Source organism: Pseudomonas asiatica, assembly GCF_040214835.1.
Lineage (GTDB): Bacteria > Pseudomonadota > Gammaproteobacteria > Pseudomonadales > Pseudomonadaceae > Aquipseudomonas > Aquipseudomonas putida_Z.
Genome location: NZ_CP157874.1, coordinates 4,292,158 through 4,317,490 on the forward strand (window position 1 = coordinate 4,292,158; position 25,333 = coordinate 4,317,490).

21 protein-coding genes are annotated in these 25,333 nt (G+C 64.0%); 9 read left to right on the forward strand and 12 right to left on the reverse strand.

Annotated features, from left to right (window positions below; translation table 11 throughout):
- Positions 1-37 precede the first annotated feature (37 nt).
- From ABNP31_RS19250 to ABNP31_RS19265, 4 genes are all read left to right on the forward strand, one after another.
- Positions 38-961 (forward strand): LysR family transcriptional regulator, encoded by a 924-nt coding sequence (locus ABNP31_RS19250; protein WP_012273620.1) that lies wholly within the window; start codon positions 38-40, stop codon positions 959-961.
- Between the two features lie 13 nt (positions 962-974).
- Positions 975-1,787: an alpha/beta fold hydrolase gene (locus ABNP31_RS19255; RefSeq protein ID WP_025340171.1), complete on the forward strand. Its 813-nt coding sequence runs from the start codon at positions 975-977 to the stop codon at positions 1,785-1,787.
- A complete protein-coding gene (locus ABNP31_RS19260) occupies positions 1,781-2,338 on the forward strand; it encodes a peptidylprolyl isomerase (protein ID WP_085618620.1) in 558 nt (185 codons plus the stop codon). The genes ABNP31_RS19255 and ABNP31_RS19260 overlap by 7 nt, the downstream gene beginning before the upstream one ends.
- A 62-nt stretch (positions 2,339-2,400) precedes the next feature.
- Positions 2,401-4,233 (forward strand): ABC transporter ATP-binding protein, encoded by a 1,833-nt coding sequence (locus tag ABNP31_RS19265; protein WP_075045990.1) that lies wholly within the window; start codon positions 2,401-2,403, stop codon positions 4,231-4,233.
- Positions 4,234-4,358: 125 nt separating this feature from the next.
- Here ABNP31_RS19265 and ABNP31_RS19270 read toward each other — a convergent pair whose 3' ends face one another.
- A complete protein-coding gene (locus ABNP31_RS19270) occupies positions 4,359-5,486 on the reverse strand; it encodes a GNAT family N-acetyltransferase (protein WP_085664061.1) in 1,128 nt (375 codons plus the stop codon).
- A 263-nt stretch (positions 5,487-5,749) separates the two neighbouring features.
- Between ABNP31_RS19270 and ABNP31_RS19275 the strand changes: the two genes are divergently transcribed.
- On the forward strand, positions 5,750-6,994 hold the full coding sequence (locus ABNP31_RS19275) for a putative porin (protein WP_350012669.1): 1,245 nt from the start codon (positions 5,750-5,752) through the stop codon (positions 6,992-6,994).
- 200 nt (positions 6,995-7,194) lie between these two features.
- Here ABNP31_RS19275 and ABNP31_RS19280 read toward each other — a convergent pair whose 3' ends face one another.
- Positions 7,195-8,316 (reverse strand): beta-ketoacyl-ACP synthase III, encoded by a 1,122-nt coding sequence (locus tag ABNP31_RS19280; protein WP_085663935.1) that lies wholly within the window; start codon positions 8,314-8,316, stop codon positions 7,195-7,197.
- Positions 8,317-8,553: 237 nt separating this feature from the next.
- A complete protein-coding gene (gene hrpA, locus ABNP31_RS19285) occupies positions 8,554-12,459 on the reverse strand; it encodes an ATP-dependent RNA helicase HrpA (protein ID WP_025340176.1) in 3,906 nt (1,301 codons plus the stop codon).
- 533 nt (positions 12,460-12,992) lie between these two features.
- Between hrpA and ABNP31_RS19290 the strand changes: the two genes are divergently transcribed.
- Positions 12,993-14,357 (forward strand): glutamine synthetase family protein, encoded by a 1,365-nt coding sequence (locus ABNP31_RS19290; protein WP_350012670.1) that lies wholly within the window; start codon positions 12,993-12,995, stop codon positions 14,355-14,357.
- A gap of 25 nt (positions 14,358-14,382) precedes the next feature.
- Positions 14,383-15,690 (forward strand): NAD(P)/FAD-dependent oxidoreductase, encoded by a 1,308-nt coding sequence (locus ABNP31_RS19295; protein WP_085663933.1) that lies wholly within the window; start codon positions 14,383-14,385, stop codon positions 15,688-15,690.
- Between the two features lie 149 nt (positions 15,691-15,839).
- Here the strand turns inward: ABNP31_RS19295 and fadD1 are convergent, their stop codons facing one another.
- Together fadD1 and fadD2 are read right to left on the reverse strand one after the other, a co-directional pair.
- A complete protein-coding gene (gene fadD1 / locus ABNP31_RS19300; RefSeq protein ID WP_025340179.1) occupies positions 15,840-17,537 on the reverse strand; it encodes a long-chain-fatty-acid--CoA ligase FadD1 in 1,698 nt (565 codons plus the stop codon).
- Positions 17,538-17,895: 358 nt separating this feature from the next.
- Positions 17,896-19,584 (reverse strand): long-chain-fatty-acid--CoA ligase FadD2, encoded by a 1,689-nt coding sequence (gene fadD2, locus ABNP31_RS19305; RefSeq protein WP_085618626.1) that lies wholly within the window; start codon positions 19,582-19,584, stop codon positions 17,896-17,898.
- A gap of 219 nt (positions 19,585-19,803) precedes the next feature.
- Between fadD2 and ABNP31_RS19310 the strand changes: the two genes are divergently transcribed.
- Both ABNP31_RS19310 and ABNP31_RS19315 read left to right on the forward strand, forming a co-directional pair.
- Positions 19,804-20,748 carry an alpha/beta hydrolase gene (locus tag ABNP31_RS19310; RefSeq protein WP_015271311.1) on the forward strand — a complete coding sequence of 315 codons (945 nt, stop codon included), beginning with the start codon at positions 19,804-19,806 and terminating at the stop codon, positions 20,746-20,748.
- A gap of 34 nt (positions 20,749-20,782) precedes the next feature.
- Entirely contained in the window at positions 20,783-21,253 is a 471-nt protein-coding gene (locus ABNP31_RS19315) for a MaoC family dehydratase (protein WP_012273633.1), read from the forward strand.
- Between the two features lie 126 nt (positions 21,254-21,379).
- Here the strand turns inward: ABNP31_RS19315 and ABNP31_RS19320 are convergent, their stop codons facing one another.
- From ABNP31_RS19320 to ABNP31_RS19350, 7 genes are all read right to left on the reverse strand, one after another.
- On the reverse strand, positions 21,380-22,618 hold the full coding sequence (locus ABNP31_RS19320) for an RNA polymerase sigma factor (protein ID WP_350012671.1): 1,239 nt from the start codon (positions 22,616-22,618) through the stop codon (positions 21,380-21,382).
- On the reverse strand, positions 22,618-23,103 hold the full coding sequence (locus tag ABNP31_RS19325) for an SRPBCC family protein (RefSeq protein ID WP_350012672.1): 486 nt from the start codon (positions 23,101-23,103) through the stop codon (positions 22,618-22,620). The genes ABNP31_RS19320 and ABNP31_RS19325 overlap by 1 nt, the downstream gene beginning before the upstream one ends.
- Positions 23,104-23,124: 21 nt before the next feature.
- The gene (locus tag ABNP31_RS19330; protein WP_013973721.1) at positions 23,125-23,469 is read right to left on the reverse strand and encodes a YciI family protein; all 345 of its coding nucleotides are present in this window, start codon (positions 23,467-23,469) and stop codon (positions 23,125-23,127) included.
- A 44-nt stretch (positions 23,470-23,513) separates the two neighbouring features.
- Positions 23,514-23,939, reverse strand: a complete 426-nt coding sequence (locus ABNP31_RS19335) for a YybH family protein (protein WP_025340184.1) — start codon at positions 23,937-23,939, stop codon at positions 23,514-23,516.
- A gap of 157 nt (positions 23,940-24,096) precedes the next feature.
- Complete coding sequence (locus ABNP31_RS19340) at positions 24,097-24,429, reverse strand: type II toxin-antitoxin system HicB family antitoxin (RefSeq protein ID WP_075045998.1); 333 nt, start codon at positions 24,427-24,429, stop codon at positions 24,097-24,099.
- Positions 24,426-24,680 (reverse strand): type II toxin-antitoxin system HicA family toxin, encoded by a 255-nt coding sequence (locus ABNP31_RS19345; protein ID WP_350012673.1) that lies wholly within the window; start codon positions 24,678-24,680, stop codon positions 24,426-24,428. Before ABNP31_RS19345 ends, ABNP31_RS19340 begins: the two co-directional genes overlap by 4 nt.
- Before the next feature lie 138 nt (positions 24,681-24,818).
- Entirely contained in the window at positions 24,819-25,076 is a 258-nt protein-coding gene (locus ABNP31_RS19350) for a DUF2790 domain-containing protein (RefSeq protein WP_004375752.1), read from the reverse strand.
- Positions 25,077-25,333: the final 257 nt, after the last annotated feature.

The following is a 25,333-nucleotide window of genomic DNA, read 5'->3' on the forward strand; positions in this document are numbered from 1 at the left end:
CTTGAAAGAGCGCAGCTTAGGACAACAGGAGCGAAAGATGAAAGCGCCGCGCGTAACCCTTGACCAGTGGCGAACCCTGCAGGCAGTGGTCGATCACGGTGGGTTTGCCCAGGCCGCCGAGGCACTGCACCGCTCGCAGTCATCGGTCAGCTACACCGTGGCCCGCATGCAGGAGCAACTGGGCGTGCCGCTGCTGCGCATCGACGGCCGCAAGGCGGTGCTCACCGAGGCCGGCAATGTCCTGCTGCGCCGTTCGCGCCACCTGGTCAAGCAGGCCAGCCAGCTCGAAGACCTTGCCCACCACATGGAACAGGGCTGGGAGGCCGAGGTACGCCTGGTGGTCGATGCCGCCTACCCCAGTGCCCGCCTGGTCCGCGCCCTGGCCGCGTTCATGCCGCAGAGCCGTGGCTGCCGGGTACGCCTGCGTGAAGAAGTGCTGTCTGGCGTCGAGGAAGTGATGCACGAAGGCATCGCCGACCTGGCCATCAGCAGCTACAGCATCGGCGGCTACCTGGGCGCCGAACTGAGCGCGGTGGAATTCGTCGCCGTCGCCCACCCCGAACACAGCCTGCACCGCCTGGGCCGCGAACTGACCTTCCAGGACCTGGAAAGCCAGTTGCAGGTGGTAATCCGCGACTCCGGCCGCGCCCAGCCACGCGATGTCGGCTGGCTGGGTGCCGAGCAACGCTGGACCGTCGGTAGCCTGGGCACCGCCGCTACCTTCGTCAGCAGTGGCCTGGGCTTTGCCTGGCTGCCCCGCCACATGATCGAGCGCGAGCTGCGCGAAGGCGTGCTCAAGCCGTTGCCGCTGGATCAGGGTGGCAGCCGCCACCCACTGTTCTACCTTTATTCGAGCAAAGAGAAGACCTTGGGCCCGGCTACGCAGATTCTCATCGACCTGCTGCGCAATTTCGACACCGCGCCACTGGACGTGCCCTTCGCAGCCCCCCCACAAGCCTGAGAGGACCGCGCCCATGGCCTATTTCGAACATGAAGGATGCGCACTGCATTACGAGGAATATGGCCAGGGCGAACCCCTGGTATTGCTGCATGGCCTGGGCTCCAGCTGCCAGGACTGGGAGCTGCAGGTGCCGGTGCTCAGCCGCCACTACCGGGTAATCCTCATGGACATCCGCGGCCACGGCCGCTCCGACAAGCCACGCGACGGTTACCAGATCGCCACCTTCAGCGCCGACCTGCTGGCCCTGCTCGAACACCTGCACACCGGCCCGGTGCACATCGTCGGCCTGTCCATGGGTGGCATGGTCGGCTTCCAGTTCGCCGTCGATCACCCGCAGTGGCTGCGCAGCCTGTGCATCGTCAACAGCGCCCCCGAGGTCAAGCGCCGCACCCGCAGTGACTGGGCATGGTGGCTCAAGCGCTGGGGCCTGGCGCGCCTGCTCAGTGTCGAAACCGTCGGCAAGGGCCTGGCCGAGCGGCTGTTCCCCAAACCGCAGCAGGCCGAACTGCGGCACAAGATGGCCCAGCGCTGGGCACGCAACGACAAGCGCGCCTACCTCAAGAGTTTCGACGCCATCGTCGACTGGGGCGTGCAGGAACGCATCGGCCAGATCCACTGTCCTACCCTGGTGATCGCCGCCGACCACGATTACACCCCGATACAACTGAAAGAACGCTACGTCGCCCTGATGCCCCACGCCAGGCTGGTGGTCATCGACGATTCCCGGCACGCTACCCCCCTCGACCAACCCGAGGTCTTCAACCAGACCCTGCTGCAGTTCCTTGCAGCCGCTTCCACCTCTCAAGGATCTTTGAGCCCATGCTGAAAAAACTCCTGCTCACCGCCTGCTCGGTCGCCTTCGCCACCAGCGTCATGGCCTCCGACAAGACCCCGCACGTACTGCTGGACACCAGCTTCGGCCAGGTCGAAATCGAACTGAATGCCGAGAAGGCGCCGGTCAGTACCAAGAACTTCCTCGAGTACGTCGACAGCGGCTTCTACAACAACACCATCTTCCACCGGGTAATTCCGGGCTTCATGGTCCAGGGCGGCGGTTTCACCGACCAGATGGTCCAGAAAGACACCAAGGACCCGATCAAGAACGAGGCCAGCAACGGCCTGCAGAACACCCGTGGCACGCTGTCGATGGCGCGTACCTCCAACCCGAACTCGGCTACCAGCCAGTTCTTCATCAACGTCGCCGACAACGATTTTCTCAATCCGGGCCGCGACGCCGGTTACGCCGTGTTCGGCAAAGTGACCAAGGGCATGGAGGTGGTAGACCAGATCGTCAATTCACCGACCACCGTCAAGAAAGGCATGCGCGATGTGCCGGCCGATCCGGTCTACATCAAGTCCGCCAAACGCATCGACTGACCGCAGGTTTCACAGGGACGTGAAACCTTCCGGGGTCGGGTAGCACAGGAGTCTTGTCACCCATGCTGTACCGCCGTTTCGAGCAACTGATCGACATCTTCCGCGACGCGCCCAGCGAGTCGCCACCCGGCCAGGTGTGGCCGTTCTACCTCTACTACCTGCGCCAGGTGTGGCCGAGCTTTGTCGCCCTGCTGGTGGTGGGCCTGGTCGCCTCGCTGATCGAGGTGGCGATGTTCAGCTACCTCAGCCGCATCATCGACCTGGCACAGGGTACGCCCAATGCCAGTTTCTTCAGCGAACACAGCGGCGAGCTGATCTGGATGCTGGTGGTGATCCTGCTGCTGCGGCCGGTATTCTTCGGCCTGCACGACCTGCTGGTGCACCAGACCATCAACCCCGGCATGACCAGCCTGATCCGCTGGCAGAACCACACCTATGTGCTCAAGCAGAGCCTGAACTTCTTCCAGAGCGACTTCGCCGGGCGCATCGCCCAGCGCATCATGCAGACCGGCAACTCACTGCGCGACTCTGCGGTGCAGGCGGTGGATGCGCTATGGCACGTGCTGATCTACGCCATCACCTCACTGGTGCTGTTCGCCGAGGCCGACTGGCGCCTGATGCTGCCGCTGCTGTTGTGGATCGCCGGCTACATCGCCGCGCTGTTCTACTTCGTCCCCCGGGTGAAGGAGCGTTCGGTGATTTCCTCCGACGCCCGCTCCAAGCTGATGGGGCGCATCGTCGACGGCTACACCAACATCGCCACCCTCAAGCTGTTCGCCCATACCGACTTCGAGCAGCAGTACGCCCGCGAAGCGATCCGCGAACAGACAGAGAAAACCCAGCTGGCCGCACGCGTGGTCACCAGCATGGACGTGGTCATCACCACCCTCAATGGCCTGCTGGTGGTCGCCACCACCGGCCTGGCGCTGTGGCTGTGGAGCCAGTCGCTGATCACCGTCGGCGCCATCGCCCTGGCCACCGGCCTGGTGATCCGCATCGTCAACATGTCGGGCTGGATCATGTGGGTGGTCAACGGCATCTTCGAGAACATCGGCATGGTCCAGGACGGCCTGCAGACCATCGCCCAGCCGGTCACCGTCACCGACCGGCCCAACGCACCGGCGCTCAAGGTAAGCCGCGGTGCGGTGCGTTTCGATGACGTGGACTTCCATTACGGCAAGGCCGCCAACGTGATCGAAGGGCTCGACCTGGACATCCGCCCGGGCGAGAAGATCGGCCTGATCGGCCCGTCCGGGGCAGGCAAGTCGACCCTGGTCAACCTGCTGCTACGGCTGTATGACGTGCAGGGCGGGCGCATCCTCATCGACGGCCAGGACATTGCCGAAGTGAGCCAGGCCAGCCTGCGCGCGCAGATCGGCATGATCACCCAGGACACCTCGCTGCTGCACCGCTCGATCCGCGACAACCTGCTGTATGGTCGCCCCGGTGCCAGCGAGGCGGCGCTGCATGAAGCGGTGCGCCGGGCCCGCGCCGACGAGTTCATCCCGCAGTTGTCGGACGCCCAGGGGCGCACCGGTTTCGATGCCCATGTGGGCGAGCGCGGGGTCAAGCTGTCGGGTGGCCAGCGCCAGCGCATCGCGATTGCCCGGGTGCTGCTGAAAAATGCACCGATCCTGATCATGGACGAGGCCACTTCGGCGCTGGACTCGGAGGTGGAGGCAGCGATCCAGGAAAGCCTGGAGACGCTGATGCAGGGCAAGACAGTGATCGCCATTGCCCACCGGCTTTCCACCATTGCGCGGATGGACCGGCTGGTGGTGCTGGACAAGGGGCGGATTGTCGAGAGTGGCAGCCATAGTGAACTGCTGGAGCAGCAAGGCTTGTATGCCCGGTTGTGGCATCACCAGACCGGGGGGTTTGTCGGGGTCGACTGATTCCTGTACTGGCCTCTTCGCGGGTGAACCCGCTCCCACAGGGACCGCACAAATTTCACGGTCTGTGCAGTACCTGTGGGAGCGGGTTCACCCGCGAAAGGGCCGGCACAGGCAATATGAATGGATCAGTCCCGGCGATAGGGCAACATCCCCCTGGCCTCCTCGGCATACGCCCGCACCCCTTCCCGCTCCTGCGCCAGAAAATCCTCCACCGCCCGCCGCAGCCCCGGGTGCAACAGGTAGTGCCACGACCGCGTCAGCACCGGCTCGAAGCCGCGAATAAGCTTGTGCTCCCCCTGCGCCCCGGCATCGAAACGCTGCAGCCCTTCGGCGATGGCAAAGTCCATGCCCTGGTAGAAACAGGTTTCGAAATGCAGCCGGTCGAATTCATCCAGGCAGCCCCAGTAGCGGCCAAACAGGCTGTCGCCGCCCACCAGGCTAAGGGCCATGGCCACATCACGGCCACCCTGCCGCGCCATCACCACGCGCAAGTTCTCGGGCATGCGCTCTGCCAGCAGGCTGAAGAACTCGCGTGTCAGGTAGGGCGCACGGCGGCGCACCGCGTAGGTATTGGCGTAGCAGCGGTAGACGAAATCCCACTGCGCCTCATCCAGGTCACCCCCACGGTACCAGCGGAATTCAATACCGTGCCCGGCCACCTGTTCACGCTCCTTGCGCATCTGCTTGCGCTTGCGCGAACTCAGGCTGTCGAGAAAATCCTGGAAGTCACGGTAGCCGTGGTTGCGCCAATGAAACTGGCAGCCCAGGCGCTCCATCCAGCCCGGCTGGCCGGCCAGCTGGTCGTCCAGCGCCGGCTCGGTGAAATTGATGTGCGCACCAGACAGCCCGCCCTTGCCCAGGTACTCCGGTAACGCCTGCAGTACCAGCAGGCCATCAGCTGGGTCGGCGGCGAGCAGGCGCGGGCCGCTGACCGGGCTGAACGGCACGGCACCGAGCAGCTTGGGGTAGTAGGCAATGCCAGCCCGCTCACAGGCATCGGCCCAGCCATGGTCGAACACGTACTCGCCAAACGAGTGCCATTTGCGGTACGCCGGCAGCAGCGCCCGTACCTGCCCGTCACGTTCCAGCACCAGGTGCTCGGCGGCCCAGCCGGTGTTGCGCGCGACGCTGCCGCTGTCCTCCATGGCGCTGAGAAACGCATGGCGCAGGAACGGTTGGCCGGCCGGCACCAGGGCATCCCAGGTGGCCGCCGGTAAATCACGCAGATGGGCAAGGCTGTACAGGCTGGTCACGGTTTCGGCTCGCTGTTTCAAGGTACCCAGTATCCCCAAGGAAGGCCCGCCACTCAAATCACGATAGCCGGGACAGATCCTTTTATTCTCAATTACTTAACCGCAGTGCCACTAATTCGACATTAATCTGTCATTCGCCCCCGCAATACTTGCGCCTGTTTTCCGGAACCCCAGAACCTGTCTATTCAGGCCCTTTCCGAAGACATGCCAACACAGGGGCGGGCGCTTGAGCCTCCCCCATCTTATTCAACAGGGAGAACCTTATGCGTCTTGTTTCTACACTTACCGGAGTGAGCCTCACCGGCATGATGCTGGCTCTGAGTACTCCGGCCAGTGCAGCTGTCGACGCCAAGCTGCTCGAAATGCTCCGCGCCAATGGCTCGATCAACCAGGCGCAGTACAACGAACTGCAGGCGGACCTGGCTCAAGAAACCAAGGAAAAGGCCGCTCAGAAAGCTCAGTCCGAACGGATGAGCTCCTTTGAACAGAAAGTGGCATGGGCCGCCAAGACCCAGATCAAGGGTGATGTGCGCCTGCGTTACGAAGACGTCAACGTCGACGACCCGATCGCTCGCAGCGGCAACCAGGACCGTGAACGCGTACGTGCCCGTGTCGGCTTCTACAGCGAGATCAACCCGCAGGTCGACGCCGGCGTGCGTGTGGCCACCGGCAGCAGCGCCGATGCCCGCTCGACCAACCAGAGCCTGGACAACTACTTCGAGAAGAAATCGCTGTGGGTCGACCTGGCCTACCTCGACTGGCACCCGACTGCCGTCCCGAACCTGCACCTGATCGGCGGCAAGATGCTGCAGCCATGGGTGAGCATGGGCGACATCATCTGGGACAGCGACATCAACCCGGAAGGCCTGGCCGCTACCTACAAGACCAACCTCGGCCCGGCCGAAGTGTTCGGCAGCATCGGCCACTACAACCTGAAGGACAACGTCGACGGCGACGGCGTGCAGTTCAAGCACGACGCACAGCTGTACGCGGCCCAGCTGGGTACCAAGTTCAACGCGGCTGACACCGTCAAGGTCACCGTCGGCGGCAGTATCTACGGCTACGACAACGACAAGGAATCTGCTGCCCTGCGTTCGCTGGGCAACACCACCAACGAGTTCCAGCTGGTGGAAGGTTTCGGCCAGGTCGACTTCACCGGCTTCGCCATCCCGCTGTCGGCCTACGGCCAGTTCGTCAAGAACACCGAAAGCACCGATGGCAAGGACAAGGCCTGGCTGGCTGGTTTGAAGAGCAAGATCGGTGCCTGGAGCCTGGACTACAACTACCGCGACGTACAGCGTAACGGTGTAGTCAGCCTGTTCACCGACTCTGACTTCGGTAACGGCTTCACCGGTTCCCGTGGCCACAAGTTCAAGGTGGGTTACGAAATCGACAAGAACTTCGCCCTCGGCGCGGCCTACATGATTGCCAAGACCGACTTCTCCAACCTGCCGAACAGCGATGCTGACGTAGACACGCTGCAGGTAGACCTGGAAGCCAAGTTCTAAGCGACACCCTGCACTGCTTCACCTGAAGCGGGAAATGCCGACCCCATCCGGCATTTCCCGCTTTTTCTTGCCTGGCAGAAATGCGCCGGCCTCTTCGCGGGCTCGCCCGCTCCCACAGAATCACCACAGCTCTTGAAAACTGTGGAGTACCTGTGGGAGCGGGCAAGCCCGCGAAGAGGCCGGTACAGGCGCCAGATAAATCAGCGCTTGCGCAGGATCACACTACCAATCGAATACCCCGCACCAAACGAGCTCAACACGCCCAGCGAGCCCTTGGCCAGGTCGTCCTGGTAAAGGTGGAAGGCAATCACCGACCCCGCCGAACTGGTGTTGGCATAACGGTCGAGAATCACCGGTGCATCTTCCTCGGCCACTTCACGCCCCAGCAGTTTCTTGACGATCAGGTGGTTCATGCTGAGGTTGGCCTGGTGCAGCCAGAAGCGTTTCACATCGCTGGGTTGCAGCCCGTTTTCCCGCAGGTGCTCACCGATCAGCTCGGCCACCTTCGGGCACACCTCGCGGAACACCTTGCGGCCTTCCTGGATGAACAGCTTGTCCGCCGCGCCCTCGCCCTCTTCCGCCGCGCGGTTGAGGAAACCGAAGTTGTTACGGATGTTGTTGGAGAACTCGGTCCACAGCTTGCTGCTGACGATGTCGAACTGGTGCGCCGAGGTGGCCTTGTCGGCACGCTCGAGCAGCACCGCAGTGGCAGCATCACCAAAGATGAAGTGGCTGTCGCGGTCACGGAAGTTCAGGTGGCCGGTGCACACCTCCGGGTTGACCATCAGCACCGCGCGCGCCTGGCCCAGGGCCACGCTGTTGGCGGCGGTCTGGATGCCGAAAGTGGCCGACGAGCAGGCCACGTTCATGTCGAAGGCAAAGCCCTGGATGCCCAGCGCCTGCTGCACTTCGATGGCGATGGCCGGGTACGGGCGCTGCAGGTTGGAGCAGGCGACGATCACCCCGTCGACATCGGCCGCCGTGCGACCGGCGCGCTCCAGGGCCTGGCGGGCAGCGGCCACGGCCATTTCGCAGAGCACCGAAGGTTCGTCGTTGGAGCGCTCGGGCAGGCGCGGCTTCATGCGCTGCGGGTCGAGGATGCCAGCCTTGTCCATGACGAAGCGGCTCTTGATGCCCGAGGCCTTTTCGATGAACGCGGCATCGGACAGCGGCGCCGCCTCGACTTCACCGCGCTCGATGGCGGCGGCGTTGTCCTGGTTGAACTGCTGCGACCAGGTGTTGAAGGACGCCACCAGTTCTTCGTTCGAAATGCTCTGGGCCGGGGTGTACAGGCCGGTGCCGCTGATCACGACGTTATGCACGGTCGTTCCTCTGGTCAAAGGCCATCGCCACGGGGCGCTGGCTGGAAACATGACAGGTTGATGGCACTTTAGTACCAATTTATAGGCGAGGGCTGCGCCCTCGTTCGCGGGCACGCCCGCTTCCACAGGGGTTGCGCCGCTCCCGAGGACACTGCTGTACCTGTGGGAGCGGGTTTACCCGCGAAGGGGCCGCCAGGCGGCCCCAAATTGCGTCAATATTGCCACAACTGTGGAAGTTTAGCCCTCCACCTGGCTCCATTGCTTGCTCAATCGCTTGTCGGAAATCGGCACCTTGGTCCCCAACTGCTGGGCAAACAGCGAAACGCGATATTCCTCCAGCCACCAGCGGTACACCGTCAGTTGCTCATCACGCTTGCCTTCCTGGGCATGCTTGTCGGCACGGGCCTTGTACTGCGCCCACAGGTTGGCCAGCTCACCGCTCCACACCCGGTCCTTCTGCACCTGCGAACCCAGCTTCTCCAGGCGCAGTTCCACCGCCTTGAGGTAACGCGGCAGCTCCTTGAACCAGCCCCCAGGGGTTTCGCGCACGAAGCCTGGGTACACCAGGTTGCCGAGCTGTTGCTTGATGTCGTTCAGCGCCACCGCCTGGCTCAGGTCGATCTTGCCCTTGAAGCGCTTCTGCAGCCCATGCCACAGCTTCAGCACTTCCAACGTCTGCCGTGCCAGGCGCTCGGCATGCTCGGCCCAGCTGCCGCGCTTGCGCTCGGCCAGGCCAGCCAGGGCCGCACCATCGCGTGGCAGCGGCTGTTCACCTTCGAGGATGCAACTGTCCAGGCTGGCCAGCAGAATGTCCTCGACCAGCGCCTCGACCCGGCCCATTTCACGGTACAGCAGGCCCAACTCGGTCAGCCCCGGCAGCTTGCCGCGCAGGTACTTGGCCGGCTCGGCCAACTGCTGCAGCAACAGGCGCTGCAAGGCGCGGCGGTGCTGGAACTCGGCCTCGGCCTGGGTCGAGAAGCGCCCTTCGCGCACGGTGCCGCCCTCTTCCACCAGCGCCGGGTACACGGTCATCGACAGGCCGGCGATCTTCTGCTGCGCGGTCTGCTTCACCTCGCTGAAAGCCTTGGCCTGCACCGGCTGCTCGCTCTTGGCATCACGCGGCACGGCCAACGCTGCCTGGCTGGCTGCTGCAAAGCGCGCGGTCAGCTCGGCCAGGTCGCGGCCTTCACCCAGGAACTTGCCCTGGCCATCGACCACTTCGATGTTCATGCGCAGGTGGCCTTCAACCAGGTTGACCGACTCGTCCCATGCCTCGTCGGGCACACGGGCGCCAGTCATGCGCAGCAGTTCCTGGCCCAGGGCCTGCGGCAATGCGCCCTGGCCGAAGGTCATGCGTGCCAGCGAGGCCTTGACGAAGTCCGGCACCGGCACGAAGTTCTTGCGCAGGGCCTTGGGCAGGTTGCGCACCAGCGCCACGCACTTGGCTTCCAGCAGGCCGGGCACCAGCCACTCCAGGCGCTCGCCCGGCAGGCTCGGCAACAGCGGTGCCGGCACCCGCACGGTCACGCCATCGCGAGGGTGGCCGGGCTCGAAGTGGTAACTCAGCGGCAGGCGCAGCTCGCCCACCTGCATGCTGTCGGGGTACTGCGCAGCGGTGACTTCGCTGGCCTCGCGGGCCAGCACGTCTTCCTCGCGCATGATCAGCAGGTTGGCGTCCTTCTGGCTGCCCATGCGGTACCAGCTGTCGAAGGTCGCGGTCTGGTGGATTTCCGCCGGCAGACGCGCTTCGTAGAAGGCGTACAGCGTCTCTTCGTCGGCAAGAATGTCGCGGCGGCGGGCCTTGGCCTCCAGCTCGTCGAGCTCTTCCAGCAGGCGCTTGTTGGCCGCCAGGCACTTGGCCCGCGACTGGATTTCGCCACCCACCAGGCCTTCGCGGATGAACAGCTCGCGCGAGGTGACCGGGTCGATCGGGCCGAAATGCACCGGCCGACGGCCGACCAGGATCAGGCCGTACAGGGTGATCTGCTCGTAGGCCACCACCTGCCCGCGCTTCTTCTCCCAGTGCGGCTCGAAGTGGTTCTTCTTGACCAGGTGGCCGGCCAGCGGCTCGATCCAGTCCGGCTCGATCCTGGCCACCATGCGTGCGTACAGCTTGGTGGTTTCGACCAGTTCGGCCGCCATCACCCACTGCGGGCGCTTGCGCCCCAGGCCCGACGACGGGTGCACCCAGAAGCGCCGCTGACGGGCGCCCTGGTAGTCGCCCTCTTCGGTCTTCTGGCCGATCTGGCTGAGCAGGCCACTGAGAATGGCCTTGTGCATTTTCGGGTAGTCGGACGGGTCCTTGTTCACTGTCAGCTGCAGGTCACGGCAGATCAGCGCCAGCTGGCGATGGGCATCGCGCCATTCGCGCAGGCGCAGGTAGTTCAGGAAGTTCTTGCGGCACCAGTTGCGCAGCGGGTTGGCGGTCAGCGCCTGGCGCTGTTCCTCGAAGCCACGCCACAGGTTGACCAGCGCGGCGAAGTCGGAATCCACGTCCTTCCATTGCGCGTGCGCCTGGTCGGCGGCCTGCTGGCGCTCCGGCGGGCGTTCGCGCGGGTCTTGCACCGACAGCGCACTGGTGACGATCAGCACTTCCTGCAGGCTGCCCAGGCGGGCGCCTTCGAGCAGCATGCGGCCCAGCCGCGGGTCGATCGGCAGGCGCGCCAGCTGGCGGCCGATCGGCGTCAGCTGGTTTTCGCGGTTGACCGCCGACAGCTCCTGCAGCAGGTTGAAACCATCGCTGATGGCCTTGCCATCCGGCGGCTCGATAAACGGGAAGGCGTCGATTGCGCCCAGGCGCAGGTGCAGCATCTGCAGGATCACTGCCGCCAGGTTGGTGCGCAGGATCTCCGGGTCGGTGAACGCCGGCCGGCTGTTGAAATCCTCTTCGCTGTACAGGCGCACGCAGATGCCCGGTTCGACCCGGCCGCAGCGGCCCTTGCGCTGGTTGGCACTGGCCTGCGACACGGCTTCGATGGGCAGGCGCTGCACCTTGGCGCGGTAGCTGTAGCGGCTGATGCGCGCGGTACCGGTGTCGATCACATAGCGGATGCCCGGCACGGTCAGCGAGGTTTCCGCAACGTTGGTGGCCAGCACCACACGGCGCCCGGTGTGTGGCTGGAAGATGCGCTGCTGCTCGGCCGGCGACAGGCGCGCGTACAACGGCAGAATCTCGGTGTGGCGCAGTTGCGCCTTGCGCAGGATCTCGGCGGCATCGCGGATCTCGCGCTCGCCCGGCAGGAAGATCAGCACATCGCCGGGGCCCTTGCCCTCACTTCGCTCGTGGTGCGCAAGCTCGTCCAGCGTGGCGAGGATGGCCTGGTCGACGGTGAGGTCGTCCTCGATCTGGTTGCCCTCCTCGTCCTGCTCGCTGGTCAGTGGGCGATACCAGGTTTCCACCGGGAAGGTACGCCCGGACACCTCGATGATCGGCGCGCCGTCGAAGTGTTTGGAGAAGCGCTCCAGGTCAATGGTCGCCGAGGTGATGATCAGCTTCAGGTCCGGGCGGCGGTGCAGCAGGGTCTTCAGGTAGCCGAGCAGGAAGTCGATGTTCAGGCTGCGCTCGTGGGCCTCGTCGACGATGATCGTGTCGTAGCGCTCGAGGAAACGGTCGTGCTGGGTTTCGGCCAGCAGGATGCCGTCGGTCATCAGCTTGACCAGGGTGTTGGCGTCGCTCTGGTCTTCGAAACGCACCTGGTAGCCGACCAGCCCGCCCAGCGGCGTGCCCAGCTCTTCGGCGACCCGCGCGGCAACGCTGCGGGCGGCGATCCGGCGTGGCTGGGTGTGGGCGATCAGGCCATGGCTGCCACGGCCCAGTTCAAGGCAGATCTTCGGCAACTGGGTGGTCTTGCCCGAGCCGGTTTCGCCGGCGATCACCAGCACCTGGTGCTCGGCCAGGGCCTTCTTGATTTCGTCACGCTTGGCAGCGATGGGCAGGCTGTCGTCGTAGCGCACGGTCGGCACGCTCTGCTGGCGCGCGGTGACCTGGGCGCAGGACGCCTGGACCTTTTCCACCCACTGCGCCAGCTTGGCCTCATCGGGGCGCTTGCGCAGTTCGTGCAATTGCCGGCGCAGGCGATGGCGGTCGGCGATCATGGCGTGGTCGAGGTTTTGCAGCAGTTTGTCGATGGCGTGGTCAGTCATGGGGCTTTTTAGTGATGCAGGTGAGCCTGCTTTTTCATGATCGGCATTCGAAGGATGCGCGATTGTCGCAGATTTGCCGGTTCTCTGCTGCCTGTGCCGGCCTCTTCGCGGGTAAACCCGCTCCCACAGGGACCGCACGACACCCAGCCTTGATGCAATCCTGTGGGAGCGGGTTTACCCGCGAAGAGGCCAGGTGCAACGGCACAAATGTTTAGCCAGGTGCGATGTAAAGGTTGCCATTCACTGCTTTAATCAACCTTACGCCGCATGTGAGTATCAAAGGCATGACTCCCGTCCAGCCCATCGCCCCACCGTCGTCCCGCCCTTCGCAAGCGAAGGCCCGGCGCCGTGCCGGTGAGAATCCGCTGGTCCATATCATCCTCGCCTTCTGGGCCCTGTGGCACTGCCGTCACGCACGCCCACCGGATTTCTCGCTCACGCCGTTGTGACCAGACCCGGCCTTCTTCCGGCCGTTTGACTCAGCCGGGCCGCCAGCATGCGCGGTGGCCCGTGCGCCCGTGAGCGAATCCATCATGCACTTTGCACCTGTAGAGCAGGCCAGCCGTTTTCTGGCCGACAACCCCGATATCGAACTGTTCGAACTGTTCATCCTCGACGCCAACGGCGTGCCGCGCGGCAAGCTGCTGCACCGCGAGGAACTGCTGGCCGTGTACCAGACCGGCCGGCCGCTGCCCAGCACCATTCTCGGCCTGACCCTGAACGGCGACGACGTGGAAAACTCCGGCCTAGTGTGGGACGTGGGCGATATCGACTGCCGCGCCTACCCGCTTGAAGGCAGCCTGGTACGCCTGCCCTGGCGCCGGGTGCCGACCGCCGCGGTGCAGGTGAGCATGCACCCGAACGAGGGCCTGCCGGCCAGCATCGCCGACCCGCGCCATGTGCTGCTGCGTACCATCGAGGCGTTGAAGGCCGACGGCTACCATCCGGTGATGGCCTGCGAGCTGGAGTTCTACCTGCTCGACCAGCACCGTGATGCCCAGGGCCGCCCGCAACCGGCGCTGGACAACGACGGCGGCCGCCCACGCACCACCCAGGTGTATGGCCTGCGCGAACTGGAGCAGATCGAACCGTTCCTCGCCGACCTCTACGCCGCCTGCAAGGCCCAGGGCATCCCGGCCCGCACGGCGATTTCGGAATACGCCCCCGGCCAGGTGGAAATCACCCTCGAGCACGGCGACGCCCTGCAGGCGATGGACCAGGCCGTGCGCTACAAGCGCCTGGTCAAAGGCATTGCCCACGCCCATGGCATGCAGGCCTGCTTCATGGCCAAGCCGTTCGCGCAACTGGCCGGTACCGGCATGCACATGCACCTGAGCCTGGCCGACAGCGCCGGCAACAACCTGTTCGCCAGTGAGGACAAGGCAGGCACCCCGCTGCTGCGCCAGGCCGTGGCCGGCATGCTGCGCCACCTGCGCGACTCGCTGTTGCTGTTCTGCCCCAACGCCAACTCGTTCCGCCGCTTCCAGGCCAACAGCTATGCCCCGCTGGCGCCAACCTGGGGCGTCGACAACCGTACCGTGAGCCTGCGCATACCCGGCGGCCCCGCCAACAGCCGGCATGTGGAGCACCGCATCTGTGGCGCCGACGCCAACCCCTACCTGGCCGCTGCGGCGATCCTTGCCGCCAGCCACCGGGGCATCCGCGAACAGCTGGACCCGGGGGCACCGGTGGAAGGCAACGGCTATGCCCAGGCCACCGAACACCTGCCCACCGACTGGCTGACTGCCCTCGACGCCCTGCAGCATTCCAGGTGGGCTCGCGAAGCACTGGGCGAGGACTTCCTTGGCGTGTACCTGAAGGTCAAGCGCGCCGAGTACCGCCAGTTCATGGCCGAAGTCAGCGAGCAGGACTGGCGCTGGTACCTGCACCAGGCCTGAGCCCCCCAGATAACAAGGAACCCCCATGAACGCAGCATTGAACAAGGGCCCGGCGCAGCGCGCGCCGTCCTATTACAGCGCCACCCTCAACGACCACACCGAGTACCCGCAGCTCAAGGGCACGGTACAGGTGGATGTGGCGATCATCGGCGGCGGCTTCACCGGCGTGGCCACGGCGGTGGAACTGGCCGAGCGTGGCCTGAAGGTGGCCATCGTCGAAACCAACCGCATCGGCTGGGGTGCCAGCGGGCGCAACGGCGGCCAGGTCACCGGCAGCCTGTCGGGTGACGAGGCCATGCGCACGCAGATGCGCAACCGCCTGGGTGCCGAGGTCGATGACTTCATCTGGCACTTGCGCTGGCGCGGCCACCAGGTGATCGAGCAGCGCGTGGCGCGCTACGGCATCGACTGCGACCTCAAGCGCGGCCACCTGCACGCGGCCATGAAGCCCTCGCACATGGACGAGCTGCGCGCATTCGAAGCCGAGGCCCGGCGGCGCGGCATGGGCGAGCAGGTGCAATTGCTCGACCGCGAAGCCATGGCCGAGCACCTGCAAAGCCCGCTGTACCTGGGCGCGCTGAAGAACCTGCGCAACCTGCACCTGCACCCGCTCAACCTGTGCCTGGGCGAGGCCCGAGCTGCCCATGGCCTGGGGGCGCTGATTTTCGAAAACTCCGAAGTGCTGGACATCGTCCACGGCCCGCGCCCGGCGGTGGTCACCGCCCACGGACGGGTCGAGGCGCGCCAGGTGATGCTGGCCGGCGATGTGTACCACAAACTGGAAAAGCGCCAGCTCAAGGGCAAGATCTTCCCGGCCATGGGTGGCATCGTCACCACCGCACCGCTGGGGGAACTGGCCGAACAGATCAACCCGCAGGATCTTGCGGTGTACGACTGCCGCTTCGTCCTCGACTACTACCGCCTGACCGCCGACAAGCGCCTGTTGTTCGGCGGTGGCGCCAACTATTCCGGCCGTGATTCACGGGATATCGAAGGCGAACTGCGCCCGTGCATCGAGCGCACCTTCCCGGCGTTGAAAGGCGTGCCGATCGAGTTCCAGTGGAGCTGCGCCATGGGCATCGTGGTCAACCGCATCCCGCAGCTGGGCAAGCTGTCGGACAACGTGTGGTATTGCCAGGGTTATTCGGGGCACGGCATTGCCACCAGCCACATCATGGGCGAGATCATGGCCGAGGCGTTGACCGGGACGCTGGAGAAGTTCGACACCTTTGCCCAGTGCAAGCATGTGCGGGTGCCGATGGGGGATTTGCTGGGTAACCCGCTGCTGGCGGCGGGGATGTGGTACTACCAGATGCTGGAGAAACTGCGCTGATTACGCGGTCTCTGTGGGAGCGGCCTTGTGTCGCGAAAGGGCCGCAAAGCGGCCCCAGGGTCTCAGCTGTGATGCTGAAATTGCTGAGGCCGCTTCGCGGCCCTTTCGCGACACGAGGCCGCTCCCACACTGAGCGTGCAGGGCTCTGATCAGGCGATCTTCTTCAAGCCCTGTTTCTTCAGCTCTTCATCGCGCAGTTCGCGGCGCAGGATCTTGCCCACGTTGGTGGTCGGCAGCGCGTCGCGGAACTCGATCTGGCGCGGGACCTTGTAGCCGGTGACGTTGGCGCGCATGTGCTCCATCACCTGTTCCTTGGTCACGGTCATGCCCGGCTTGACCACGATGAACACCTTGATCACTTCACCGGACTTCTCGTCCGGCACACCGATGGCCGCGCACTGCAGCACGCCCGGCAGGGCCGCCAGCACATCTTCCAGCTCGTTGGGGTACACGTTGAAGCCCGAGACCAGGATCATGTCCTTCTTGCGGTCGACAATGCGCATGTAGCCGTCCGGCTGGATCACGGCGATGTCACCGGTCTTCAGCCAGCCATTGCTGTCGAGGATCTCGGCAGTTGCCTCTTCGCGCTGCCAGTAGCCCTTCATCACCTGCGGGCCCTTGACGCACAACTCGCCCACCTCGCCCAACGGCAGCTCGTTGCCATTGTCGTCGATGACCTTGCACAGGGTGGACGGCACCGGAATACCGATGGTGCCGACCTGGTTGGCCTCCGCCGGGTTCACCGCAGCCACCGGGCTGGTCTCGGTCATGCCATAGCCTTCACAGATGGCGCAGCCGGTCACGGCCTTCCAGCGCTCGGCCACGCTCAGTTGCAGGGCCATGCCGCCGGACAGGGTGATCTTCAGCGCCGAGAAGTCGAGGGCACGGAACGCCTCGTTGTTGCACAAGGCAACGAACAGGGTGTTGAGGCCGACGAAGCCGCTGAACTTCCACTTGCCCAGCTCCTTGACCATGGCCGGCAGGTCACGCGGGTTGCTGATCAGCACGTTGTGGTTGCCGATCAGCATCATTGCCATGCAATGGAAGGTAAAGGCGTAGATGTGATACAGCGGCAGCGGGGTGATGAGGATTTCGCAGCCTTCGTGCAGGTTGGAGCCCATCAGCGCCCGGCACTGCAGCATGTTGGCCACCAGGTTGCGGTGGGTCAGCATCGCGCCCTTGGCCACGCCGGTGGTACCACCGGTGTATTGCAGCACCGCCACATCGTTGGCCTGCGGGTTGGCCTCGGTCACCGGCTGGCCCTTGCCCAGCGCCAGTGCGTCGTTGAAGCGTACGGCACGCGGCAGGTTGTAGGCCGGCACCATCTTCTTCACGTACTTGATCACGCTGTTGATCAGCAGGCGCTTGAGCGGCGGCAGCAGGTCGGCCACTTCGGTGACGATGACGTGCCTGACCTGGGTCTTGGGCACGACCTTCTCGGCCAGGTGGGCCATGTTGGCCAGGCACACCAGGGCCTTGGCGCCGGAGTCGTTGAACTGGTGTTCCATTTCCCGTGCGGTGTACAGCGGGTTGGTGTTGACCACGATCAGCCCGGCACGCATGGCACCGAATACCGCCACCGGGTATTGCAGTACGTTAGGCAGCTGCACGGCAATGCGGTCACCCGGCTTGAGGTCGGTATGCTGCTGCAACCAGGCGGCAAACGCCCCCGACAGCGCATACAGCTCGCCATAAGTGATAGTCTTGCCCAGGTTGCTAAAGGCCGGTTTGTCGGCAAAGCGTTGGCAGGATTGCTTGAGTACCGCCTGGATATTGGGGAATTCGTCAGGATTGATTTCCGCCGTAATCCCGGCTGGGTACTTATCCTTCCAAAAATGTTCGATCATGGAAGCCCACTCCTTCAGCAACAGCGAAGTTCGATTCACGCGTCGATGCGCTTATTATTGATATGAGATGACGGCTCGTTGCAAACCGGATCATCTGAAAGCGGGCCGAGAGTAACAGCTTTGCCTGGGGTCGCCTAGAGGCCAAAACAGGCCTCACGGTCACAAAAATGACTCAATGAACAATACAGGTCATTTTTAGAGTAATTATCCAAAATGTCGCAGATCGGGCTATAAATAGCCTGTTAGAGCGGTTTCACGGCATTCGCGGGCTTGCCCGCTCCCACAGGGACCTCACAGGTCTCGAATGCTGTGCAGTATCTGTGGGAGCGGGCAAGCCCGCGAAGGAGCCAACCCGGTATCAAGCTATGTCGCGCAGCTCCCGCCGCAGGATCTTGCCCACCGGCGTCATCGGCAACGACTCGCGCAGCACGATGTGCTTGGGCACCTTGTAGCCGGTGAAGTTGGCCTTGCAGTAGGCCTTCAGCTCATCCACGCTCAGCCCGCCCTCGCGCGGCACCACGAACAGCTTCACCGCCTCGCCGGAGCGCTCGTCCGGCACGCCGATGGCCGCGCAGTTGGCAACCTTGGGATGCCCCATCACCACATCCTCGATCTCGTTGGGGTACACGTTGAAACCCGAGACGATGATCATGTCCTTCTTGCGGTCGACGATGCGGGTGAAGCCGTCCGGGTCGATCACCGCGATGTCGCCGGTCTTGAACCAGCCTTCCGCGTCCAGGGCCTGGGCCGTGGCCTCGGGCTGCTGCCAGTAGCCTTTCATCACCTGCGGGCCCTTGATGCACAGCTCGCCCCGCTCGCCCAGCGGCAACTCGTTGCCGTCATCGTCGATCACCTTGAAGGCGGTGCCGGCCACCGGGATGCCCACCGTGCCCAGGCGCGCCAGCTGGCCATAGGGGTTGGTGCTGGCCACTGGCGAGGTTTCGGTCAGGCCGTAGCCTTCGACGATGCGGCAACCGGTAAGCGCCTCCCAGCGCTCGGCCGTGGCCTTGACCAGTGCGGTGCCGCCGGAGTTGGTGACCTTCAGCGCCGAAAAGTCGAGCTGGCGGAAGCCCGGGTGGTCCATCAGTGCGACGAACAGCGTGTTCAGGCCCAGCAAGGCGGAGAAACGCCATTTGCCCAGCTCCTTGATGAAGCCGGAAATATCCCGCGGGTTGGTGATCAGCACGTTGTGGTTGCCGGTGACCATCATGCACATGCAGTTCGCGGTAAAGGCATAGATGTGGTACAGCGGCAGCGGCGCGATCATCACCTCCTGGCCGTCCTTGATCAGCTTCTGCCCGTCCGGCCCGTGCTGCGAGAAGCAGGCCAGCACCTGCAGCATGTTGGCCACCAGGTTGCCGTGGGTGAGCATGGCGCCCTTGGCCAGGCCGGTGGTGCCACCGGTGTACTGCAGCACGGCAGTATCGTCCAGGCTGAGCGGCACCGGCTTGTGCGACAGCTCGCGGCCCTGGCGCAGCACCTGCTTGAACGACACCGCCTGGGGCAGCTGATAGGCCGGCACCATCTTCTTCACCTTGTCGACCACGGTGTTGACCAGCCAGCCCTTGGCGGTGGGCAGCATGTCGCCCATCCTGGCCTCGATCAGGTACTCGATGCCGGTATCGGGCAACACCTCCTGCACGCGCCTGCCGAACATGTTCAGGTACACCAGCGCACGCGCGCCGCTGTCCTTGAACTGGTGGCGCATCTCGCGCTCGGTGTACAGCGGGTTGGTGTTGACCACGATCAGGCCTGCGCGCAGGGCACCGAACACGGCGATGGGGTATTGCAGCACGTTGGGCATCTGCACCGCGATGCGGTCGCCCGGCTTGAGGTCTGTGTGCTGCTGCAACCAGGCGGCGAAGGCCGCCGAGTGGCGCTCCAGCTCCGCGTAGGTCAGGGTCACGCCCAGGTTGCTGAAGGCCGGGCGGTCGGCGAAACGTTTGCAGGAGCGCTCGAACACCTCGACGACCGAGGTGTAGGCATTGATGTCGATGGTGGAAGGCACGCCCGCCGGGCGCTTGTCATTCCAGAAGTCGGCTTGCATTTATTATTGTTCCTCTGCCTGGACCTGCTGTAAGTCCTGTAGTCCTTTCACCTGCCCGCTTGAAAGCGAAAAGGCGTTGATCCGACGTTAGCAGGTAAGCCCAAGGCGGCATATACGCCAAGTGCCGCCATTAACATTGTGAATCTTATTTGTGCCCTTCCTGCAATCCGGTCGGTTGTGCATACACTGTTCGGGTACCTGTGCGCACAAGGACCCGCCATGCCTCACGACGCCTTCTGGCTGCCCGCCAGCGAGCACTGCAGCCTGTACGTGCACCAATGGTTGCCGGCCACACCAGTAAAAGCCGTGGTGTTGCTGGCCCATGGCATGGCCGAGCATGCCGGGCGCTACCAGCACCTGGGCCATGCCTTGAGCGAGGCCGGCTTCGCCCTGTTCGCCGCCGACCAGCGCGGCCATGGGCGCACCGCCGAACTGGGCAACCTCGGCCTGTTCGCCCGCCATCATGGCTGGAATGCCGTGGTCAACGATCTCGGGCTGCTGGCCCAGCACATCGGCCAGCAATACCCGTGCACGCCGCTGTTCCTGTTCGGCCACAGCATGGGCAGCTACATCGCCCAGGCCTACCTGTTGCACCACAGTGGCAGCCTGCATGGGGCGATCCTCAGCGGCTCCAACTACCAGCCGGCAGCGCTGTACCACGTGGCGCGGCTGATTGCCCGGCTGGAAGCCTGGCGCCAGGGGCCGCTGGGCAAGAGCGCACTGATCGAGTGGTTGTCGTTCGGCTCGTTCAACAAGGCCTTCAAGCCCAACCGCACGGCGTTCGACTGGCTCAGCCGCGACCCGGCGCAGGTCGACCTGTACGTCAACGACCCGCTTTGCGGCTTTCGCTGCAGCAACCAGTTGTGGCTCGACCTGCTGCAAGGCTTGGCGCAGATCAGCCAGCCGAGTAACCTCGCGCAGATCGATCCGAACCTGCCGCTGCTAGTAATCGGTGGTGAATGTGATCCGGTCAGTGCCGGCAAGCGTCTCACCCACCTGGCCGACGCCCTGCGCGCGACCGGCAATCGACATGTACAGCTGCGCGTCTATCCTGAGGCGCGGCACGAAGTACTCAACGAAACCAACCGTGACGAGGTCACCGCCGATATTCTCGGCTGGCTTGAACAGGCGCTGGCTCTTGGCCGCCCTGTGCGCAGTGAATGACAGCCGCCCTCGCCTACCGCTTAAGGAAGCCCCGATGTCCCAGGTCACCAACACGCCTTACGAAGCCCTCGAAGTCGGCCAGAAGGCCGAGTACAAGAAGTCCGTCGAAGAACGCGACATCCAGTTGTTCGCCGCGATGTCCGGTGACCACAACCCGGTACACCTGGACGCCGAGTTCGCTGCCAAGAGCATGTTCCGCGAGCGCATTGCCCACGGCATGTTCAGCGGCGCGCTGATCAGTGCTGCAGTGGCCTGCACCCTGCCTGGCCCTGGCACCATCTACCTGGGCCAGCAAATGAGCTTCCAGAAGCCGGTGAAAATTGGCGATACCCTGACCGTGCGCCTGGAAATCCTGGAGAAGCTGCCCAAGTTCAAGGTGCGCATCGCCACCAATGTGTACAACCAGAATGATGAGCTGGTGGTCCAGGGCGAGGCCGAGATCCTCGCACCGCGCAAGCAGCAGACCGTCGAGCTGGTGTCGCCGCCGAATTTTGTGGCTAGCTGAAGATTGATGCAGGCAGTACCGGCCCTTTCGCGGGTAAACCCGCTCCCACATGGACCTCACAGCATCAAGCCGTGACGCAATCCTGTGGGAGCGGGTTTACCCGCGAAGAGGTCGGCGCAGCCAACATCATTCGATAGCCTGCAACCGCCGCTCGATATGCCTGCGCTCCGGCTCCTGCCGGGTCAGCGCCAGCGCCTGCCGCCAGGCCGCCCGGGCCTCTTCCATATGCCCCAGCTGGTAATGCAGCTCACCCCGCGTCGCATGCGCCAGGTGATAGTCCAGCAACTCTCCCCTCGCCAGAATCCCTTCGACTTCCCGCAGCCCAGCCTCCGGTCCATCCCGCTTCGCCACCGCCACAGCCCTGTTCAGTTCTACCACTGCTGACGGCCAATGCCGCTGCAGCACGTCATACAGCCCGACGATCTCCGCCCAGTCGGTCGCTTCGGCTGTCGCCGCTTCGGCATGCACCGCCGCAATCGCCGCCTGCACGGTATAGGCACCGAATGCCCGGCTTTGCAGGGCCTGGCGCACCAGTTCGCAGCCTTCGGCAATGCGTTGCCGGTCCCACAGGCTACGGTCCTGCTGCTCCAGCAACACCAGGTTGCCCCGGCCATCGGTACGCGCGCGCTGCCGGGACGCCTGCAGCAACATCAGGGCCAGCAGGCCGACCGCCTCCGGGTCGGGCAGCAACTGCACCAGCAGGCGCGCCAGGCGAATGGCTTCATCGCTCAGCTCCTGCTGCAACAGCGCCTCGCCCGACGACGCCGAATAGCCCTCGTTGAACACCAGGTAGATCACCCGCAGCACACTCTCCAGGCGCTCGGGCAGTTCGTTCAGCTCCGGCACCTGATAAGGGATGCCGGCATCGCGGATCTTGGCCTTGGCGCGCACGATACGCTGGGCGATGGTGGCCGGGCTCTGCAGGAAAGCACGGGCGATCTGCTCGGTGGTCAGGTCGCAGACTTCACGCAGGGTCAGCGGCACCTGGGCATCGGCGGACAAGGCCGGGTGGCAGCAGGTGAAGATCAGCCGCAGGCGGTCGTCGGCCAGCAGTTCTTCTTCGCTGGGGTCCTGCGCCTGGCCATCGAGCAGCATGCTCAGGTCCGCCTGGGAACGGTCGAATCGGGCGCGTCGGCGCAGCGCATCGATGGCCTTGAAGCGGCCGGTGGACACCAGCCACGCCCGCGGGTTATCGGGGATACCGTCGCGCTGCCAGCGCTCGACGGCGATGAAGAAGGCATCGTGCATGGCCTCCTCGGCCAGGTCGAAATCACCCAGCAGGCGGATCAGCGTCGCCAGGATGCGCCGTGACTCGCTCCGGTAGACCGCCTCGACCTCGGCGCGCACCTGCGCCAGTGCCGTCATCAGTCGGGCATCCGCTGGGTCACCACCTCCACCAGGCGGTCCATGCTTTCTCCCCAACCCTGGTGGAAGCCCATTTCCTCATGGGCGCGGCAATCGGCGGCATTCCAGTGCCAAGCGCGGGCGGTGTAGCGGGTTTTGCCCTGCTCCTCGTCAAAACTGATCACGGCAGTCATGAAGGCCTTGTCCGAAGGTACCCAGCCTGGGCCGAAGGCATCGGTGAACACCAGCCGCCGCGGCGCGGCGATCTCCAGGAACACGCCTTGGTTCGGGTACTCGCTGCCATCCGGCGCCCGCATCAGGGTGCGGAACAGGCCGCCGATCCACAACTGTATCTCGCACTCCGGGGTGGTCATGCCGTGCGGCCCCCACCACTGCATCAGCCACTGGGGATCGGTCCAGGCGCGGAACACCTTGGCCGGTGGCGCGTCGATCAGGCGGCTAATGGACAACTCGTGTTGCGCTTGCGCGGGGTGTGCAAGGCTCATGCTGGTAGGTCTCCATTGCTGTCAGGGTTGCAGTTCGCGCACCGGCCGCACCTCGACACTGCCGACCCGCGCGGCGGGGATGCCCTTGGCGATGTTCAGCGCCTCGTTCAGGTCACGGGCTTCCACCAGGTAGAAGCCCGCCAGTTGCTCCTTGGTCTCGGCGAACGGGCCGTCGGTCAGGCTCATGTGCCCGTTGCGCATGCGCACTGTGGTGGCAGTCTGCACCGGCTTCAGCGCCTCGGCCGCCAGCATTCGCCCGGAGCCTTGGATGGATTCGGCATACGCCATGCATTCGGCGTCTTCCGGGCTGTCGGGCAGGCTGTGCAGCAGCCCCTCGTCACAATAGACCAGGCACAGGTATTTCATGGTCGCCTCCAGGGCATTGGCAAAGTGCGTTTGGCGATAACGGCTCAGGGCTTGAGATCGAACAGGGCTTTCTGGGTTTCCATGTCGAATGGCGCCGACCAGTGTTCGTGGATTACCTGCCACTGGCCACCTTGACGACGATAGCCCACGGTGGCGCGCATGAAGCCGCACTGGCTTTCGTTGTCCGCAGGGCCACAGCGGTTCAGCCAGTGGGCCAGGGCCAGGTCGCCAGCGGCATGCACGGTAAGTTCGGCGAATTCGAAAACCATCGGGCCGGGGCACATGCCCATGCACATTTCCCAGTGCGCCTGGTAGGTTGCCTTGCCTTTGAATTGCAGGGCCTGGATGGCATCGAAGGCGACAATATCGTCGGCATAGGGAGCGACGATGTTGGGGATGTCGCGGTCGCGCACGGCCTGCATCCAGCGCTCGATCAATTGGCGGATCTCGGTTTCGGCTGCGGTGCTCATCGGGGGTTCCTCCGACAGGTCATGGGTGATTGGGCACGGGGTGCAACGTGCTCTCAACTATTGGTCGAACGGGAACTGGAGGAATCGACAGGCAACGGAAACTATTCTGCATGAGTAATTGCAGAATACCCGCGTGAAACAACGAAAGCAGGCTTGTTCAGGCCATTGCGGCTTGTTCGAAGACCTCGTCGGCCCACTGGTTGAGGCTTTTGCCGGCAGCACGGGCAGCAACACTCGCGGCAGCATGAACTTCGGGCCGGATACGCAGCATTACTTTGCCCGAGGCAGGTTTTTCCGGCGCAATGCCCTGCTCTGCGCAATCGGCCAGGTAATCTTCCAGCGCATTGCGAAACGCCTCATGCAACTCGGGCACCGAGCTTGCGTGAAAACTGATGATGTCACGCATACCAAGCACACGGCCGACGAAGATATCGTCACGCGCGTCGTACTCGATACGGGCGGCGTAGCCTTTGTAGCGCATGCAACTCATATCCTGACTCCTGCCCGCACGAGGAACTCACGGGCTTCTTCAATCTGATACCGCTTGGCTTCCTTGCCTGGATGAGGCCGATGGCATCTCCAGCATTGGCCACCCAGCACCAGCTTGACCCTGGAGCCTTGCCGCTCCAGCACCTCACCGCCCAGATGGAGTACCAATGCCTCGATCTCGGAGAAAGCCAACGACGCCGTGGTCGGCGTTCGGAAAATTGCGTCGAGGACTTTGCGGTATCGAGTGTTCATCAAAAAATGCTATCAAATTAAGATAGCACTTTTTCCTCGATATTCATTCAGGATTTTTCTGTTGCTCGAACTGCAAGACGGTTGATGGCCCCGTCACCCGCAGGCCGGCGAAAGGGCCATCAACACCAGGCAAGCCGATCAACCCTGCTGGCACCCCTCACCCATGGCCCGGTACTGGATGGTGTGCACCTGGCCCTGGTGGTCTTCGTAGGTCATGGTCGCAGGCACCACTTCGCAGACGTTGGGGATGGTCGACAGGTTGATCACCCGCTTGATGTCCAGGTTCATGGAGTAGTCGTACTGCTGGGCGACGGGCTCGCTGGAGACGGGTCTGGCCTCATCGGCGAGGGCGAACGAGGACATACCGACCAATGCAAGAATCAGTAATGGTTTCATGTGAGTTTGCCTTTTGAGCATTCAAGCTGATCGATTGACTTCTATTGCCGTGCCCGGCGCGGAGAAGTTGCCATCTGCGGTGAAGATGGCACGAAGTACCGATCCCGCTTCGTACTGCTAGTGGGGATGGCTAAAAGTCTACTCCCGGCCTGGAATAGTTGAACCCCGAACTCGGACATTCACCCTTGCCAGATATGCAACAATCTGCGACAAGTTCACCGCAAAACATCCGGCCAGAGCCTCTGGCCACCTTTCAG